Source organism: Mangrovibrevibacter kandeliae (assembly GCF_024519155.1).
In the GTDB taxonomy this organism is placed as follows: Bacteria; Pseudomonadota; Alphaproteobacteria; order Rhizobiales; family Rhizobiaceae; genus Mangrovibrevibacter; species Mangrovibrevibacter kandeliae.
The window spans coordinates 50,947-67,773 of the sequence record NZ_JANIFJ010000003.1; the positions used below are offsets into that span (position 1 = coordinate 50,947).

12 protein-coding genes are annotated in these 16,827 nt (G+C 67.9%); 5 read left to right on the top strand and 7 right to left on the bottom strand.

Translation table 11 applies throughout. The features are described from left to right. Positions 1-131: 131 nt before the first annotated feature. The 3 genes from NPA30_RS09870 to parE all read right to left on the bottom strand — a co-directional run bounded on the left by NPA30_RS09870 (position 132) and on the right by parE (position 4,472). Positions 132-773, bottom strand: a complete 642-nt coding sequence (locus tag NPA30_RS09870; RefSeq protein ID WP_256802501.1) for a hypothetical protein — start codon at positions 771-773, stop codon at positions 132-134. A 224-nt stretch (positions 774-997) separates the two neighbouring features. Continuing rightward, on the bottom strand, positions 998-1,924 hold the full coding sequence (locus NPA30_RS09875; protein WP_256802502.1) for an omptin family outer membrane protease: 927 nt from the start codon (positions 1,922-1,924) through the stop codon (positions 998-1,000). Positions 1,925-2,417: 493 nt separating this feature from the next. Continuing rightward, positions 2,418-4,472 carry a DNA topoisomerase IV subunit B gene (parE, locus tag NPA30_RS09880; RefSeq protein WP_256802503.1) on the bottom strand — a complete coding sequence of 685 codons (2,055 nt, stop codon included), beginning with the start codon at positions 4,470-4,472 and terminating at the stop codon, positions 2,418-2,420. A 276-nt stretch (positions 4,473-4,748) separates the two neighbouring features. Between parE and NPA30_RS09885 the strand changes: the two genes are divergently transcribed. Beyond that, on the top strand, positions 4,749-5,645 hold the full coding sequence (locus NPA30_RS09885; RefSeq protein ID WP_256802504.1) for an alpha/beta hydrolase: 897 nt from the start codon (positions 4,749-4,751) through the stop codon (positions 5,643-5,645). A gap of 90 nt (positions 5,646-5,735) precedes the next feature. Here the strand turns inward: NPA30_RS09885 and glnA are convergent, their stop codons facing one another. Then, on the bottom strand, positions 5,736-7,145 hold the full coding sequence (gene glnA, locus NPA30_RS09890; RefSeq protein ID WP_256802505.1) for a type I glutamate--ammonia ligase: 1,410 nt from the start codon (positions 7,143-7,145) through the stop codon (positions 5,736-5,738). Between the two features lie 46 nt (positions 7,146-7,191). Further along, the gene (locus tag NPA30_RS09895) at positions 7,192-7,530 is read right to left on the bottom strand and encodes a P-II family nitrogen regulator (RefSeq protein WP_256802506.1); all 339 of its coding nucleotides are present in this window, start codon (positions 7,528-7,530) and stop codon (positions 7,192-7,194) included. A 316-nt stretch (positions 7,531-7,846) separates the two neighbouring features. Here NPA30_RS09895 and NPA30_RS09900 point away from each other — a divergent pair, with 316 nt between their 5' ends. Then, positions 7,847-9,361, top strand: coding sequence for an NAD(P)H-hydrate dehydratase (locus tag NPA30_RS09900; RefSeq protein ID WP_256802507.1), 1,515 nt, complete (start codon positions 7,847-7,849; stop codon positions 9,359-9,361). Between the two features lie 300 nt (positions 9,362-9,661). On the opposite strand, the gene NPA30_RS09905 is transcribed toward NPA30_RS09900, so the two are convergent. Next, entirely contained in the window at positions 9,662-10,504 is an 843-nt protein-coding gene (locus NPA30_RS09905; protein ID WP_256802508.1) for a DUF72 domain-containing protein, read from the bottom strand. Between the two features lie 508 nt (positions 10,505-11,012). On the opposite strand from NPA30_RS09905, the gene NPA30_RS09910 reads away from it, so the two are divergent. Next, positions 11,013-12,176: a hypothetical protein gene (locus NPA30_RS09910; RefSeq protein ID WP_256802509.1), complete on the top strand. Its 1,164-nt coding sequence runs from the start codon at positions 11,013-11,015 to the stop codon at positions 12,174-12,176. Position 12,177: 1 nt separating this feature from the next. Next, on the top strand, positions 12,178-13,128 hold the full coding sequence (locus NPA30_RS09915; protein ID WP_256802510.1) for a hypothetical protein: 951 nt from the start codon (positions 12,178-12,180) through the stop codon (positions 13,126-13,128). A gap of 49 nt (positions 13,129-13,177) precedes the next feature. On the opposite strand, the gene uvrA is transcribed toward NPA30_RS09915, so the two are convergent. Next, positions 13,178-16,060: an excinuclease ABC subunit UvrA gene (uvrA, locus tag NPA30_RS09920; RefSeq protein WP_256802511.1), complete on the bottom strand. Its 2,883-nt coding sequence runs from the start codon at positions 16,058-16,060 to the stop codon at positions 13,178-13,180. Between the two features lie 230 nt (positions 16,061-16,290). Here uvrA and ssb point away from each other — a divergent pair, with 230 nt between their 5' ends. Next, a complete protein-coding gene (ssb, locus tag NPA30_RS09925; protein WP_256802512.1) occupies positions 16,291-16,794 on the top strand; it encodes a single-stranded DNA-binding protein in 504 nt (167 codons plus the stop codon). Positions 16,795-16,827: the final 33 nt, after the last annotated feature.

Genomic DNA, 16,827 nt, shown 5'->3' on the forward strand with positions numbered 1-16,827 from the left:
ACGCGCCGCGGCTTTTACAGACGCGACGCGGTAAAGACAGTCTTTTGTTGCGCGGCCACATTCATCGCTCGCGGCGAGCGGAACCCGGCAGGGCGCTGGCGCGGGGTGTGGAGGGCCGGCTCGGACGCCGCTCAGTTGGTGGCGGGCCCGAAGCGGTATGGCTGGTTCTGGAAGAAGAACAGCTGGTAGGTCTCGGCGATCTCGCCCTCCGAGGGGACGATGTCGAAGAACAGCGTCAGCGAATTGCTGTCCTCGTCGTCCGGCTCGTCGGCGCGGTATCCAACGATGGTGCCCTGGATCTTGTTGATTTCCTTGATCTCAGTCGACGACTTCAGCGACATCTGGCTGCCCGTCATCTCGATCTGCTGAACGTAGAAACGGTAGCGGTCCGGGTCGTTGCCGTCCTGCATCATCACCGCACGCCAGACGCCATTCTTGTCGCCGTCGGTCCAGGGGCCGAGCGTCTGCACATCCTCGATCTGCGGCGAGAGGGTGTCGGCGGCGCTGGCCGCACTCGCAGCCTCGCCGGTGGTCGGCGCCTGCGGGGCGTTCGCCACGCCTTCGGGGGTCGGAGCCACGGGTGCGGGCGTGCCTGCGCCGTCCTCAGCCTTCGGTGTTGTCGCGGGACTGGTGGCCTCCGGCGTGGCGGGCGCATCCCCCGGCGCCGGCTGCGCGGCGGCGGGTGCGTCGCTCGTCTGCGCGCCGGCGACGGAGGCACCGGCCATGAGAAGGAGGGCGGCAGTGGTCGACAGAACGGCCATGCGGGTCAGCATCTGGAATCCCTTCGAGCGCGAAGCTGGCCCGTCGCCGCGTCTCCCTGAGCCGGGCCGTCCGCCCACGCGAGCCGGGCTCAGCTATAGCCGATCCCGCTCCCGCCCGATATGCCGAACATGCAGAGCCTGGCGAACTGCCGTGAGGCTTTTGCGACCCTGCCACCGAGGGCGGCAGTGCCGCCCGGGAGCGCGCCCGCGGCCAGGGATCGACGGGCGCTCGTGGATCAGAAGCGGTAGGCGACGTCGATGAAGCCGCCGAGGCGCTCGGTGGTGATGTCGGTCTTCTGCGCCTGGAAGGCGCCGAGCGGCAGCGCGCTGTCCTCGAAGTGGAAGTCGCCGTCGTCCATCTGCAGCCGCCAGTAGCGGGCGCCGAGGCCGACGTCGAAGTGGTCGGTGACGGCGTAATTCAGCTTCGCTTCGAACTGGTAGCCGTCGCCGTCGCCGTCGGCAGGCGTCGGACCGGCGAAATCGGTGCCGATGCGCAGCCAGTGCGAGTCGCTTCCGTCGAACTTCACGTAGGGCAGGTAGGCGGCGTCGCCGCTCAGACTCAGGCGATCGGTCAGCGCGACGCGACCCGAGAGGCCAAGGCGGAGCGCATTCCAGTCGCCTTCGAACGAGATCACCCGGACATCGTTGTCGATTGGAGCAAGGCCGCAGACGAAGGGATTGCCGGCGGTCTGCTGGCAGCCAAAGGCGTTTTCCCGCTCGTGCATGAAGAAATAGCCGGCAAAGGCACCCAGGCTGAACCGGTCCCGAACCAGGAGATCGTAACCGAGATCGATCTTGGCGTAGTTGAAACGGTTGTCGTCGAGATCGGAATCCGTCGAGGAATACGGCGTGATGAAGGGCTCGAAATCCTCGTCCTGAAGATTGCCGTCGTTCGACCAGCCAAGACCGACGAAGCCGTCGAGGTAGATGCCGCTCGAGTGCTGCAGCTTGCCGAAGAGCTCGATCGAGCTGGTGGTCACATCGTCGTAGGTGAGCCGCGAAACTTCGTCGGCACCGCTGACCGTGTAGAGATCGTAGCGGGTCTTCCCGGTGTTTAGGAAGTAGCGGGTGCCGAAGCTGCCCGCGAACTCCGGAGCGTAGACAACCGGCTCGGCTGGTGCCAGATCGGCGGCCGAGGCGGACTGTGAAGCGGCGAAAGTCATAAGGCTCGCCGCGACAGTCGCGGCGCATCTGTATGTGGCCGACATCGGCATGTCCCCCAGCGAATCAGCAGCTCTCTAAACGACAGCCAGGATTATTGTGCGCTATGGTTGCGCAAATCTTAAGATGCCCGATCGGAGCCGGCATCGCCAGGAAATGGTATGGATCATGACCTCACAAGATTTGCGCTTGAGCACACGGATGGTGATCGTACTGATGTGCCTCTGCGGAATGGGTGCCGCCGCTCCGGCACGCGAGGCTGTGCTGCCCGCGGCGGCTGTCTCTCCGTGCGCCAGCGTCATCGACGCCCTGCATCGACTGGGGGAAAGGGGCTGGCTGCGCCGGTGCGCGCAGGCCGCGGCACGGGCGGGGGCCGCGCCGACGCAGGCGTCGCGGCTCTGCCAGCAGCAGCTGGCGATCTGCCGGCAGGCGCCGCTCCGACGTGGGCGCGGGCCGATCTCGATGTGACGGTGCCGACCCGACGGGGTCGCGGGTTCAGACGTCGAGATCCTCGACGAAGGCGGCGCGATCCTGGAGGAAGCGGAAGCGCGCCTCCGGCTTGTTGCCCATCAGGGCGTCGACGGCGCCCGCGGTGCCGGCCTCCGGCGCGTCGTCGATGGCGACCCGCAGCAGCGTGCGCTTCCTCGGGTCCATCGTCGTTTCCTTCAACTGCGCGGGCAGCATCTCGCCCAGCCCCTTGAAGCGGCTGACCTCGACCTTGCCCCGGCCCTTGAACTCGCGCTGGGTCAGCCGCTCGCGGTCACGATCGTCGCGGGCATAGACGGTCTTGCCGCCCTGGCTCAGCTTGTAGAGCGGCGGCACGGCGAGGAAGAGATGGCCGTTGCGGATGAGCTCGGGCATCTCCTGATAGAAGAAGGTGATCAGCAGCGAGGCGATGTGGGCGCCGTCGACGTCGGCGTCGGTCATGATCACGACGCGCTCATAACGCAAATCCGCCTCGCGGTAGCGCGAGCCGGTGCCGCAGCCGAGCGCCTGCGTGAGGTCCGAGATCTGCTGGTTGGCGCCGAGCTTCTCGCGCCCGGCGCTCGCGACGTTGAGGATCTTGCCGCGCAGCGGCAGCACGGCCTGGCGGGCGCGGTCGCGCGCCTGCTTGGCCGAACCGCCAGCCGAATCGCCCTCGACGATGAAGATCTCCGAGCCGGACGTGCCGGCCTGGGTGCAGTCGGCGAGCTTGCCGGGCAGCCGCAGCTTGCGCGTCGCGCTCTTGCGGCTGATCTCCTTCTCCTGGCGGCGGCGCAGGCGCTCGTCGGCCCGGTCGGCCACCCAGTCGATGACCTTGGCGGCCTCCTGCGGCGAGGAGGCGAGCCAGATGTCGAAGGAATCGCGCAGCGCGCCCTCGACGATGCGCTGCGCCTCGACGGTTGCGAGGCGGTCCTTGGTCTGGCCGACGAATTCCGGCTCGCGAATGAAGACCGAGAGCATCGCCGAGCAGGTCACCATCACGTCGTCGGCGGTGATCGCCGCGGCGCGCCGGTTGCCCGAGACTTCCGCAAAAGCCCTGAGACCGCGCAGGAGAACGTTGCGCAGCCCCGCTTCGTGGGTGCCGCCCTCCGGCGTGGGGATGGTGTTGCAGTAGGACCGCACGACGCCGTCGTCGGCGGTCCAGGTCACGGCCCATTCCACCGCGCCGTGGCCGGAGAGCTTCTGGGTGCGACCGGCGAAGATCTGCGGCGTCACCCGGGTCTCGGCGCCGAGCGTCGAGTCGAGATAGTCCTTGAGGCCCCCTGGGAAGTGGAAGCTCGCCCGCGAGGGTGTCTCGTCGCCCTCCTTCAGAAGGCTCGGCTCGCAGGCCCAGCGGATCTCGACGCCGCCGAAGAGATAGGCCTTCGAGCGCGCCATCGCGAACAGGCGTGCGGGATCGAAGGTCGCGCCCTTGCCGAAGATCTCCGGGTCCGGCCGGAAGCGGGTGCGCGTGCCCCGACGGTTCTGCACGTCGCCGACCTCGATGAGGCCGGAGGTCGGCAGGCCGCGGGCGAAGGTCTGGCGGTAGAGTCTCCGATTGCGCGCGACCTCCACCTCGAGCACGTCCGACAGTGCGTTGACGACGGAGACGCCGACGCCGTGCAGGCCGCCCGAGGTCTCGTAGACCTTGGAGTCGAACTTGCCGCCGGCATGCAGCGTGGTCATGATCACCTCGAGCGCCGACTTCGTCTTGTACTTCGGATGCGGGTCGATCGGGATGCCACGGCCATTGTCGGTGACCGACAGGAAGCCGTCGGCCTCCAGCGACACCTCGATGAAGTTGGCATGGCCGGCGACCGCTTCGTCCATCGAGTTGTCGATGACCTCGGCGAACAGGTGGTGCAGCGCCTTCTCGTCGGTTCCGCCGACATACATGCCGGGGCGGCGCCGAACCGGCTCCAGCCCCTCCAGCACCTCGATGTCGGCCGCGGTGTAGTCGCCGCCGGCGGCGGGCGCGACGGCTGGCCGCTCGGCCTCGCCGGGTTCGAGGGCGGGCTTGGGGCGGGCGCGCGCCGCCGGCGCCGGACGCGCCTTCGCAGCGGCTCCTGAGAAGAGGTCGTCGCTCATCGGGCTCTTGCCGCTCGTGGAGAGGTGACTTCGCGGGCGAAATCCATAGGATCGAGGGCTACAAGTTTCCGAAATGTTCTTCAAGCGATCCATCGGCGTACGCTTGCCTGCGGTCCCGTCGTCCACGGCTTTGACGGCCAAAGCGAGTCCTTTCGTCGCAAGGTGCGGCGCAGGCGACACGCCGCATGCCTTGCCGAACCAGCCGGAGGCCGACCATCTACGCGGGCTGGAGGGGGTGATTCGGCCTCCGCGCGAAGCGAGCGAGGGGGCGCAAGCATGACCACCATCCACCGCGCCGGCACCGTGCTTCTGTGGCTGCTGGTCCAGTGCGCATCCGCGGCCGCGGACGGCCCGCAGCTTGGGCCGTTCAAGGACGCGCTCTTCGCCTATCCGCCGCTGACGGCGACGCGGGACGGCGGACGCGTCACCGACGTCGCCTATGAGGAGATGCGCGACATCAACGGGCGGGACGAGGTGCCCGAGCGCCGGGTGAAGCGCGACTATGTGGACCTCGCGCCGCTGCGCCGGCAGGAGGAGGCGGTGCTCGCGACGCCGGACGGGGCGTTGAAGTTCATGACCGTCGGCGAGCGCGCGCACCCCTCCGCTATCCTCGTCTTCATCCACGGCCGGCTCGGGGACCGCCGGCTCGGCATGAACGACTGGACATTCGGCGGCAACTTCAACCGGCTGAAGAACCTGATGGACCGGGCCGGCGGGCTTTACGTCACGGCGGATGCGGGGGATTTCAGCCCCGCCGACCAGCGCCGGATCGAGGCGCTTCTCCACAGCCTGTCCACCGCCAGTCCACAGGCGCCGCTGGTGCTGGCCTGCGGCTCGATGGGCGGCGCGATCTGCTGGGCGGCGGCCGGCGATCCACAGGCCGTCGAGGATCTCGACGGGATGGTGCTGCTGGGTGCCAACAACGAGCGGGAGGCGCTCCAGGGCCTGCTGAGGGCGGCCGGCGATCGGGAGCTGCCGCTCGTGCTGGCGCATGGCAGCGCCGACAGCGTGTTTCCGGCGGAAAAGGACGAAGCGCTCTATGCCTGGCTGCGCAAAGCGCATCCGGGCTATCCCGTGCGATACGTCCGCGTCGACGGCGGCGGCCACGGCACGCCGATCCGCATGATCGACTGGCGCGAGACGCTCAACTGGATCTTCGCGCAGCTGAAGTGACGGGCGAGGACGCCGGCACAGCCCACTCCGCTCGAACGAAAACCCCCGCCGGAGCGGGGGTCGGTTCGCGTCAGGTCGAGGCGGGTGGCCTCAGACCGAGTAGTACATGTCGAACTCGACCGGGTGCGGCGTCATCTCGAAGCGCAGGACCTCGGCCATCTTCAGGTCGATGAAGGCGTCGATCTGGTCGTCGTCGAAGACGCCGCCGGCCTTGAGGAACTCGCGGTCGCTGTCGAGCGTCTCCATCGCCTCGCGCAGCGAACGGCAGACGGTCGGGATCTCCTTCAGCTCCTCCGGCGGCAGGTCGTACAGATCCTTGTCCATGGCAGAGCCCGGATGGATCTTGTTCTTGATGCCGTCGAGGCCGGCCATCAGCATGGCCGAGAAGGCGAGGTACGGGTTCGCCGTCGGATCCGGGAAGCGGACCTCGACGCGCTTGGCCTTCGGCGACTGACCGAAGGGGATGCGGCAGGAGGCCGAGCGGTTGCGGGCCGAGTAGGCCAGCAGCACCGGCGCCTCGTAGCCCGGCACCAGGCGCTTGAACGAGTTGGTCGACGGGTTGGTGAAGGCGTTCAGCGCCTTGGCGTGCTTGATGATGCCGCCGATGTAGAACAGCGCCGTCTCCGACAGGCCGGCATAGTCGTTGCCGGCGAAGGTCGGCTTGCCGTCCTTCCAGATCGACTGGTGCACGTGCATGCCCGAGCCGTTGTCGCCGAAGATCGGCTTCGGCATGAAGGTCGCCGTCTTGCCGTAGGCATTGGCGACCTGATGGATCACGTACTTGTAGATCTGCATCTTGTCGGCGTTGCGCGTCAGCGTGTCGAACTTGATGCCGAGCTCGTGCTGGGCCGCCGCCACCTCGTGGTGGTGCTTCTCGACCGAGACGCCCATCTCGGCCATCACCGTCAGCATCTCGGAGCGGATGTCCTGGCAGCTGTCGATCGGCGGAACCGGGAAGTAGCCGCCCTTGACGCGCGGGCGGTGGCCGAGATTGCCGGTCTCGTACTCGGCGTCGTCATTCGACGGCAGTTCGGTTGAGTCCAGCTTGAAGCCGGTGTTGTACGGGTCGGCCTTGTAGCGGACGTCGTCGAAGATGAAGAACTCGGCCTCGGGGCCGAAATACGCGGTGTCGCCGATGCCGGACTGGTTGAGGTAGGCCTCGGCCTTCTTGGCCGTCGAACGCGGATCGCGGTTGTAGCTCTCGCCGGAAATCGGGTCGAGGATGTCGCAGGTGACCGCCATCGTCGACTGGGCGAAGAAGGGGTCCATGTGAGCCGATTCCGGATCGGGCATCAGCACCATGTCCGACTCGTTGATCGCCTTCCAGCCGGCGATGGACGACCCGTCGAACATCGACCCTTCCGAGAACATGTCCTCGTCGACGACGGAGGCGTCCATCGTGACGTGCTGCATCTTGCCCTTCGGATCGGTGAAGCGGAGATCGACGAATTTGACGTCGTTGTCCTTGATCTGCTTCAGAACGTCGTTGGCCGTCGTCATATCGGTCCTTCCTGTAACTGACTGAACTAGAGGGTACTGCGGACGATCAGATCGCGTCGGTGCCGGTTTCGCCGGTGCGGATGCGGATCGCTTCCTCGATATTGGAGACAAAGATCTTGCCGTCGCCGATGCGCCCGGTCTGGGCGGCCTTGCGGATCGCCTCGACGGCCGCGTCGACCGCCTCGTCCGACAGGACGATCTCGACCTTCACCTTGGGCAGAAAATCGACGACGTATTCGGCACCGCGATAGAGCTCGGTGTGGCCCTTCTGGCGGCCGAAGCCCTTGGCCTCGGTCACCGTGATGCCCTGCAGGCCGACCTCCTGAAGCGCCTCTTTCACCTCATCCAGCTTGAACGGCTTGATGATCGCTTCGACCTTCTTCATCGAACATCCTTCGTCGACTTCTGTCCGTCACGAGCCAAGGGCCCGTCCAGCGCCCAAATGCAGGAGGCGTGCCAGTCTGCCCGCGTCGCGGCCGGGGGAAGGGTTAGAAGGGTTTGCCGGGGCGGACAAGAGGAGCGTGTCAGGATTTGCGCGGGCACCGCCGGCGCTGCCGACGCGCCAGGAGACGCTGCGGGAGACACGGCGGCACGTGTTCTGCACAGGCATTGTGCGATATGAGGAAGAAATGAGCAGTAAATTCGGTCCACTGGACGCCACCGCGGCGAGGTCTGCTTGCAGTCTGCTCACTCCGCTTGAGATGCAGACAGCCGATCGGCTGACGATCGCAACAGGGGAAGTTGCCGGCAGCACGCTGATGGAGCGCGCCGGAGCGGCCGTCGCCAGGGCTGCAACGGCCGCAATGGCCGCGATGGCCAGGCAGAACGTCGCAGTCGCGGTGCTCGCCGGCCCGGGCAGCAATGGCGGCGACGCCTATGTTGCGGCCCGGCTGCTCGCCGAGCGCGGCTGCGCCGTCGAGGTCTTCGCGCTCGGCCGCGACTCGCTCACCGGCGATGCCGCTGCGGCCGCTCGGCGATGGACGAAGACGGTAAGAGATCTTGCCGATTTCGCGCCGACAGGGTTCGGGCTCGTGGTGGACGGCCTCTTCGGCGCCGGGCTGTCGCGCCCGCTCGACGGCACGGCTGCCACTGCGGTGCGCGAGCTGAACGCGGCCGAGGTGACGGTTCTCGCCATCGACCTGCCGAGCGGCATCTCCGGGGACACCGGGCAGGCGATGGGGGAGGCGGTCGAGGCCGAGCGCACGGTCACCTTCTTCCGCCGCAAGCCCGGCCATCTCCTGTTTCCCGGGCGGGCGCATTGCGGGGCCGTCGAGGTCGCCGACATCGGCATCGCGGCTTCGGTGCTCGACCGCATCCATCCGCAGACCTTTGCCAACGCCCCCGCTCTCTGGTCTGCGGCACTGCGCATGCCCGGCCGGACCGGCCACAAATACGACCGCGGCCATGCCGGGGTCTTCTCCGGCGGGGCAAGCACCACCGGGGCCGCCCGGCTGTCCGCCAGCGCCGGCCTGCGCGCCGGGGCAGGGCTCGTGACGCTATTCAGCCCGGCCTCGGCGCTGCTGGTCAACGCGGCGCATCTGACGGCCGTGATGCTTCGCCGCTGCACCGATGCAGCGGATCTCGCCGCGCATCTGGAGGACACCCGGCTGAACGCCATCGTGCTCGGGCCGGGCTTCGGCGTCGGCGAGTCGGCGCGGTGCTATGCGGAGGCGGTTCTGAAGGCCGGCCGGGCGCTGGTGCTCGATGCCGACGCGATCGCCAGCTTTGCCGAGGCGCCGGACCGGCTTTTCGCGGGAGCGCAGCCGGATCGGCTGGTGCTGACGCCGCACGCCGGCGAGTTCAAGCGCCTGTTCCCGGACATCGCTGCCGATGCGAGCACCGGCAAGCCGGACAAGGCACGGGCGGCGGCAGTGCGCTCGGGTGCCACCGTCGTGCTCAAGGGCGCCGATACCGTCATCGCGTCGCCCGATGGAAGGGCGGCGATCAACGCGACCGGCAGCGCATGGCTGGCGACGGCCGGCAGCGGCGACGTGCTGTCCGGCGTCATCTGCGGGTTGCTGGCGCAGGGGATGCCGGCCTTCGAGGCCGCCGCCGCCGGGGTCTGGATGCACGGGCGGGCGGCGGAGCTGTTCGGGCCGGGCCTGATCGCCGAGGATCTGCCCGGGATGCTGCCGCGCGTCTGGGCGGAGCTGGCGGCCGCGATGCCGGAGCCCGCGGCAGGCAGCGCTTCCATGATCAGTGGTGCGACGGCGTGATTGGACCCGATGCTGGCCTGGGTGGCCGGTCGGGGTAGACGTCTCGGCCGCGCGCCCGAAAAAGGCATTGGCGCCGCGCCCAAGTTCTTCAAGGCGAAGCTTGCGCTGAGGTCCATCGCGGTGACGACTCCCGGCCGGGATCAGGCATGACGTTGCTCGCCGCACAAATGGCGCCTATTCTCTGGTCTGCGCGCGCCGAGCCATATTCGGATAGCCGTCTGTCGGGGTTGCATCCCGGCCCCGCGGCGCGTGCACCTCCAAGCCAATCAGCCAGCCGGCAGCCGAGTTCGCTGCTGCCCGTCAGGCGCTGACGGCCGGAATCGCCGCCGGCGCGCCGATCGCCTTCAGCCGCTCGATCAGCGCCATCGCCGCGTGCGGCGCGCGCACCTTGCCCTCGTGGATGAAGAAGGCGAACACGTCGCGCGCCTGAACGGGCGCAGGAGCGTCGGGCGCCGCCAGCGGCAGATCCTCAGGTGCCCTGCCGGCGGCCCATTCGGCGACCCGTGCCGCCCAGCGATCGAGCGCCTCCGGCGGGTAGGCCGTCGGGATGGTGTCCTCGCCCTTCTGCAGCCGCGCATAGACGAAGTCGGCCGTGAGATCGGCGATCTCGGGATAGTCGTGATGCTCGGCATAGACGACGGCCACCCGGTGCTTGCGCGCGAGCGCGACGAAGGCCGGATCGACGAAGGACGGATGGCGCACCTCGAGGGCATGGCGCAGACGCAGGCCATCCTGCTTCTCCGGCAGGAGGGCGAGGAAGGCGCCGAAATCCTCGACGTCGAACTTCTTGGTCGGGGCGAACTGCCAGAGGATCGGTCCGAGCTTGTCGCCGAGTTCGACGAGGCCTGAGCCGAGGAAGCGCTGCATCGACTCGCCAGCCTCGCCGAGCACCTTCCGGTTGGTGACGAAGCGATTGCCCTTGAGCGTGAAGACGAAACCCTCCGGCGTCTCCTTGGCCCATTTGGCGAAGCTCGCCGGCTTCTGCGTGCCGTAATAGGTGCCGTTGACCTCGATCGCCGTCAGCCGCTGCGCGGCGTATTCGAGCTCGAGCGCGTGCTTCAGCTTCTCGGGATAGAACACTCCGCGCCAGGGCTCGAAGGTCCAGCCGCCGATGCCGGCGCGGATCAGGGGTGTCGTCGTCATGGCCGGCTCCGCACGCTGCTGCAGGTCGAGATGCGGTCCTTGCTAGGCCGCTTTGCGTCGCGTTGGAAGCGCCGTCGGCGTGCGGGTCGGCCGCCCGGATCGGCCCGTCGCTCACCGTGGCCGGTCGGGACGCCGGTGCAGGATTGGCGCGTCGCAGTCTGCCGTGCGGGTCCCGCGATCATGGTCGGCGGCGATATTGTAATCATTCACGACAGCAAGTAATCTCTCCTAATAAATGCTTCGGAGGTCTGCGATGGACTTTGTCGAGCGTTGGTTCGGTGTGTCTCCGGACGGTGGCGACGGGACGACAGAAGCCCTTTACATACTCGCCCTGTGCATATTGGTCGCTGCGATACTGATGCGCCGCCCCCTGCGCCGGTGGTTGACGCGCTGGCGCTCCGGCCTCTGACGCTGCCGCAATAGGCAGGACGAGTGGTGTTCCTCTAGGGAAGGCCGTTCGACGACCTGGCGGGCGTCGGTGCGCGTGAGGTGAAAGACGGAGGTGTCGATGGGCTGTTGTGGCGGTCGGTCCGGTGCGCGGGTGACCAACGGCAAGCCGTCCGGTTGCGTCCTCTGCAAGATCTGGGCGGTCCTGACGACCGAGAAGACGCCGGACGGCGAACCCTGCGTCGTCATCCCCGGCCATATCGCCCACAAGCCGGATCCCTGCATCTACGACCAGTTTCTGCTGATGCAGCTCGGCAAGCCGGTCACGTGGGACAATCCGGACGTGCGGATCTTTCTCGGCGGCGTCGAGCAGTATACCTACAACTTGACCGCGAGCACCGAATACGACGTCGAGATCACCGTTCACAACGCCTCGCGCGAGAAGCCGGCAAACCAGACCACAGTCGACATCGCCTGGATTTCGTTCGGCGCGGGCGCCGAGACGCGGCACCCGGTGACGGTCGCCTCGACCGACGTTCCGGTCTGGCCGGGCACCTCGGTGGTGACCACAAAGTGGCGGACTCCGGACGTGCCCGGGCATTACTGCATCGAGGTCGTGCTGTCGCATCCCGACGACGGCAACCCCTCGAACAACCGCGGCTGGAACAACACCCAGGTCTTCGCCGCGCAGTCGCCGGTCGAGCGCGAGTTGCGGATCTACAACCGCCACCCGGGCGACTGCCCGCCCGTTCGCGAGGGCGGCGGGCCGGTGCTGCGGCCGCACCGGGTGTTCCTCGGCTGGGCGCCGCTGGCGGCCGTCGCGACCCTGCCGCTCACGCCGCACGGCATGCAGGGCATGCGCTATCTCCCGTCGCTGCTCGCCCTGATGCTGATCGGGTATGTCGTCGGATCGGCGATCGGCCTCTTTGCCGAGTCCGCCTATGCGGCGATGGCGCGGCGCCGCAACGCCAGCCGCGCCCGCACGCTGCCGCCGCCGCGCACCGACTGCCACCTCGTCGAGATCGCGGTCGACTCCTACGAGTTCGAAGACAAGACCGGCAAGGAGTTCGATCCGGCCGTGGCGTTCAAGGGCAGGGGGGCGATCTGGGGGGCGAAGGTGGAGCCGCCGAGCTTCGTCTTCCTGCCGGGCGAAGCCTTCCGCGACGTGCGCCTCCTCGTCGACGCGCCCGACGATCCCGGCCCGGCAGGAACCTTCAACGTCAATGTCTGGCAGGGCGGCGTGCCCAGCGGCGGCGCCACCTTCACCATCACGACGGGAGGCTGACATGGCCGGATGCGACACCAGTCCGCACAACGCGCTCTACGAGTCAGGCGAGCGCCGCGTGCTCGGCTGGGTCGGCGGCAGCGCCGCCGCGGTGGCCTTCGCCGCGCTCGCCGAAGCCGCGGGAATCGCCGGCCTCGCCGGCGGCGCTCTCGCCGTCGCAATCGCGGCCATCGCGATCGCGGCTCTTGCCGGGGCCGTCATCGGCTTCTTCATCGGTCTTGCCGTCAACTGGTTCGACCGCCTGCACGTCCAGGATCCGAGCACCATCACGATGAGCGGATGCATCCTGTGTGCCGGCAAGAACACCGGTGTGCCGCCGCTCAATGACAACGACTGGACCTTCAACCTCGGCGGGCCGCTGGCGCTGCTCTCGCCGGTCCAAGCTGGCCTGGACGTCAACCAGATCCGCACCCGCAGCGCGCCGGGTGCCGGCGAGGTGCAGACGGTGACCGACCCGAAGTCCGGCCAGCAGATCCTGCATTGCGAGATCGGATCGCACATCGGCGACTACGCGGCGGTCGGCGCTGCCATCGGGTCGGTCGCAGGTGCCGTCGCAGGTGCCGTGGCCGGGGCCATCGCCTGCGCGGCGATCGGCCTCCTGACCTTCGGCATCGGCGCCGCCCTGTGTCTGCTCGTCGTCGCGATCGCGATTCTCGCGGGCGCTGCGGTCGGCGGCATCGCCGGTGACGCGATCGGCGGCGTCGCCGGCTGGATCGCCGACGGAGTGAGCGATTTCAACGAGATCGGCGAAAGCGTCTCGCGCGGTTGCCTGATGAGCCTGACCGGGCGCTGGGTCACCGACGGGAGCCATGGCCACAACGAGATCCACGACGTCACCAGCGCCCAGATCATCGAATGCAACGCCTGCGACCAGGACCCGACCGGGACGGCCGCCGGCGGGCTCGTCGCAGCGGTCGGGATCGGCCGGCATCCGACCGGCCGCGATCCCTGAGGCCAACGTCGCGGGCTGCCGTACGCCGCAGCCGCCGTGACGTCCGGCGCTATTCCGCCGCCTCGCGGTTCCCCGCCTGCGGCCGGCGCTCCAGCAGTTCCTTGAGGAACCGCCCTGTCCAGGACCGCTCGACGTTCACCACCTCTTCCGGCGTGCCGGTCGCCACAACCTCGCCGCCGCCGTCGCCGCCTTCGGGACCGATGTCGATCAGCCAGTCGGCCGTCTTGATGACCTCGAGATTGTGCTCGATCACCACCACCGTGTTGCCCTGGTCGACCAGCTCGTGCAGCACCTCGAGCAGCTTGGCCACGTCGTGGAAGTGCAGGCCCGTCGTCGGCTCGTCGAGGATGTAGAGCGTGCGGCCGGTCGCCCGGCGCGACAGCTCCTTGGCCAGCTTGACCCGCTGGGCCTCGCCGCCGGACAGCGTCGTCGCCTGCTGGCCGACCTTGATGTAGCCCAGCCCGACCTCGTTCAGCGTCGCCAGCTTGTCGCGGATCGCCGGCACCGCCTCGAAGAAGGCGACGCCTTCCTCGACCGTCATGTCGAGGACGTCCGCGATCGACTTCTCCTTGTAGGTGACCTCCAGCGTCTCGCGGTTGTAGCGCTTGCCGTGGCAGACGTCGCAGGTGACGTAGACGTCGGGCAGGAAGTGCATCTCGATCTTGATGACGCCGTCGCCCTGGCAGGCCTCGCAGCGTCCGCCCTTGACGTTGAAGGAGAACCGGCCCGGCTGGTAGCCGCGGGCCTTCGCCTCCGGCAGGCCGGCGAACCACTCGCGCATCGGCGTGAAGGCGCCGGTGTAGGTGGCCGGATTGGAGCGCGGCGTGCGGCCGATCGGCGACTGGTCGATGTCGATGACCTTGTCGAGATGCTCGAGCCCGTCGACCCGGTCGTGCTCGGCCGGCAGGTCGCGGGCGTTGTTGATGCGCCGCGCCGCCGCCTTGAACAGCGTCTCGATCAGGAAGGTCGACTTGCCGCCGCCCGACACGCCGGTGACACAGGTGAAGAGGCCGAGCGGCACCTCGGCGCTGACGTTCTTCAGGTTGTTGCCGCGGGCACCGACGACCTTGATCGCCTTGCCCTTCTGCTTCTTGCGCCGCTCGGCCGGAACCGCGACGCCGCGTGCGCCCGACAGATACTGCCCGGTCAGCGACTTCGGGTGCGCCATGATCTCGGCCGGCGTGCCCGAGGCGATCACCTGACCGCCGTGGATGCCGGCCGCCGGGCCGATATCGACGACGTAGTCGGCCGTCAGGATCGCGTCCTCGTCGTGCTCGACGACGATCACCGTGTTGCCGATGTCGCGCAGGTGCTTCAGCGTTTCGAGCAGCCGCGCGTTGTCGCGCTGGTGCAGGCCGATCGAGGGCTCGTCGAGAACGTAGAGCACGCCGGTGAGGCCGGAGCCGATCTGCGAGGCGAGCCGGATGCGCTGGCTTTCGCCGCCGGACAGCGTGCCCGACGAGCGCGAGAGCGTGAGATAGTCGAGGCCGACGTCATTGAGGAAGCGCAGCCGCTCGCGGATTTCCTTGAGGATCCGCACGGCGATCTCGTTCTGCTTGGCGTTCAGGCTCTCGGGCAGCGTCTCGAAAAAGACGGCGGCGCTGCGGATCGACAGCTCGGTGACCTCGCCGATGTGCCGCCCGGCGATCTTCACGGCCAGCGCCTCGGGCTTCAGCCGATAGCCGCCGCAGGCCGGGCAGGGCGTTGCCGACATGAACCGCTCGATCTCCTCGCGGATCATCGCCGAATCGGTTTCCTTCCAGCGCCGCTCGAGGTTCGGGAGCACGCCTTCGAAGGGCTTGGTCGTCTTGTAGGACCGAAGACCGTCATTGTAGGTGAACTCGATCTTCTCCTTGCCCGTGCCGTGGAGGATCGCGTCCCGCGCCTCCTGCGGGAGCGCCGACCAGCGATCGGTCTGCTTGAAGCCGAAGCGCTTGCCGAGCGCCTCCAGCGTCTGGCCGTAATACGGCGAGGAAGACTTCGCCCAGGGTGCGATGGCGCCGGCCTTCAGCGTCCTGTCGAGGTCCGGCACCACCAGCTTGGCGTCCACTGCTTGGTGCGAGCCGAGGCCGTCGCAGGTCGGACAGGCACCGAACGGGTTGTTGAAGGAGAACAGCCGCGGCTCGATCTCCGGGATGGTGAAGCCCGAGACCGGGCAGGCGAACTTCTCCGAGAACACCAGGCTGCGGCTCTCGCCGTCCTCGCCGGTGTCCGCGAACTCGGCGATCGCGATGCCGTCGGCAAGCTTCAGCGCGGTTTCGAGCGAATCCGCCAGTCGGGTGCCGATGTCGCCGCGCACCACGATGCGGTCGACCACCACGTCGATGTCGTGCTTGTATTTCTTGTCCAGTGCCGGGGCGTCGGCGATATCGTAGAACGTCCCGTCGATGCGGACGCGCTGAAAGCCCTTCTTCTGCAGCTCGGCGAGCTCCTTGCGATATTCGCCCTTGCGGCCGCGGATCATCGGCGCCAGCAGGTAGAGCCGGGTGCCCTCCGGCAGTTCCAGCACCCGGTCGACCATCTGGCTGACCGTCTGGCTCTCGATCGGCAGGCCGGTCGCGGGCGAGTAGGGTATGCCGACGCGGGCGAAGAGCAGCCGCAGATAGTCGTAGATTTCGGTGACCGTTCCGACCGTGGAGCGCGGGTTCTTCGACGTCGTCTTCTGCTCGATCGAAATCGCCGGCGACAGGCCGTCGATCTGGTCGACGTCCGGCTTCTGCATCATCTCGAGAAACTGACGGGCATAGGCCGACAGGCTCTCGACATAGCGCCGTTGTCCCTCGGCGTAGATCGTGTCGAAGGCGAGGGAGGACTTGCCCGAACCCGAGAGCCCGGTCATCACGATCAGCGTGTCGCGCGGCAGGTCGAGATCGACGTTCTTCAGGTTGTGCTCGCGCGCGCCGCGGATGGAGATGGTTTTCTGGTCCGCCATGGCGCCGTCGATCGTCCCTTTGAGAAGCGGCCTGTACTTAAGTCAGTCGAACCGGCCTTCCAAGCCGCCGACCCGAATCCACACTTGTATGTTCGTAGTTTGTTCTATAGCGTGACGTTCGGATCGGCAAGCGCCTTGCGGCAGGGGCGGTGGACGAGGGGCGGGACCGGCTTTCACGCCGGAGCGGCGTCCGTTAGAGTCGCGCCAACCTTTTCGAGTGGAGTTCTCCGATGGCAGGCAGCGTCAACAAGGTGATCCTGGTGGGCAATCTCGGTGCCGATCCCGAGGTTCGTCGCCTGAATTCCGGCGATGCGGTGGTCAATCTGCGCATCGCCACCTCCGAAAGCTGGCGCGACCGCAACAGCGGCGAGCGCAAGGAGCGCACGGAGTGGCACAATGTGGTGATCTTCAACGAGAACCTCGTGAAGGTCGCCGAGCAGTACCTGAAGAAGGGCTCGACCGTTTATATCGAGGGGCAGCTGCAGACGCGCTCGTGGGAGGATCAGTCGGGCCAGAAGCGCTACACGACCGAGGTCGTGCTGCAGCGCTTCCGGGGCGAGCTGCAGATGCTCGGCGGGCGCGGTGAGGGCGGCGGCGGCGATGCCGGCCGCGGCGCCTACGACCGCGGTGGTTCGCAGGATCGCGGCGGCGGCGGTGGCGGCTTCGACCGCGGGGGATATGACGACCGCGGCGGCGGTTCGTCGCGTGACCTCGACGACGAAATCCCGTTCTGATCAGGGGGTGCCGGCCGTTGCCGGCGCTGTCAG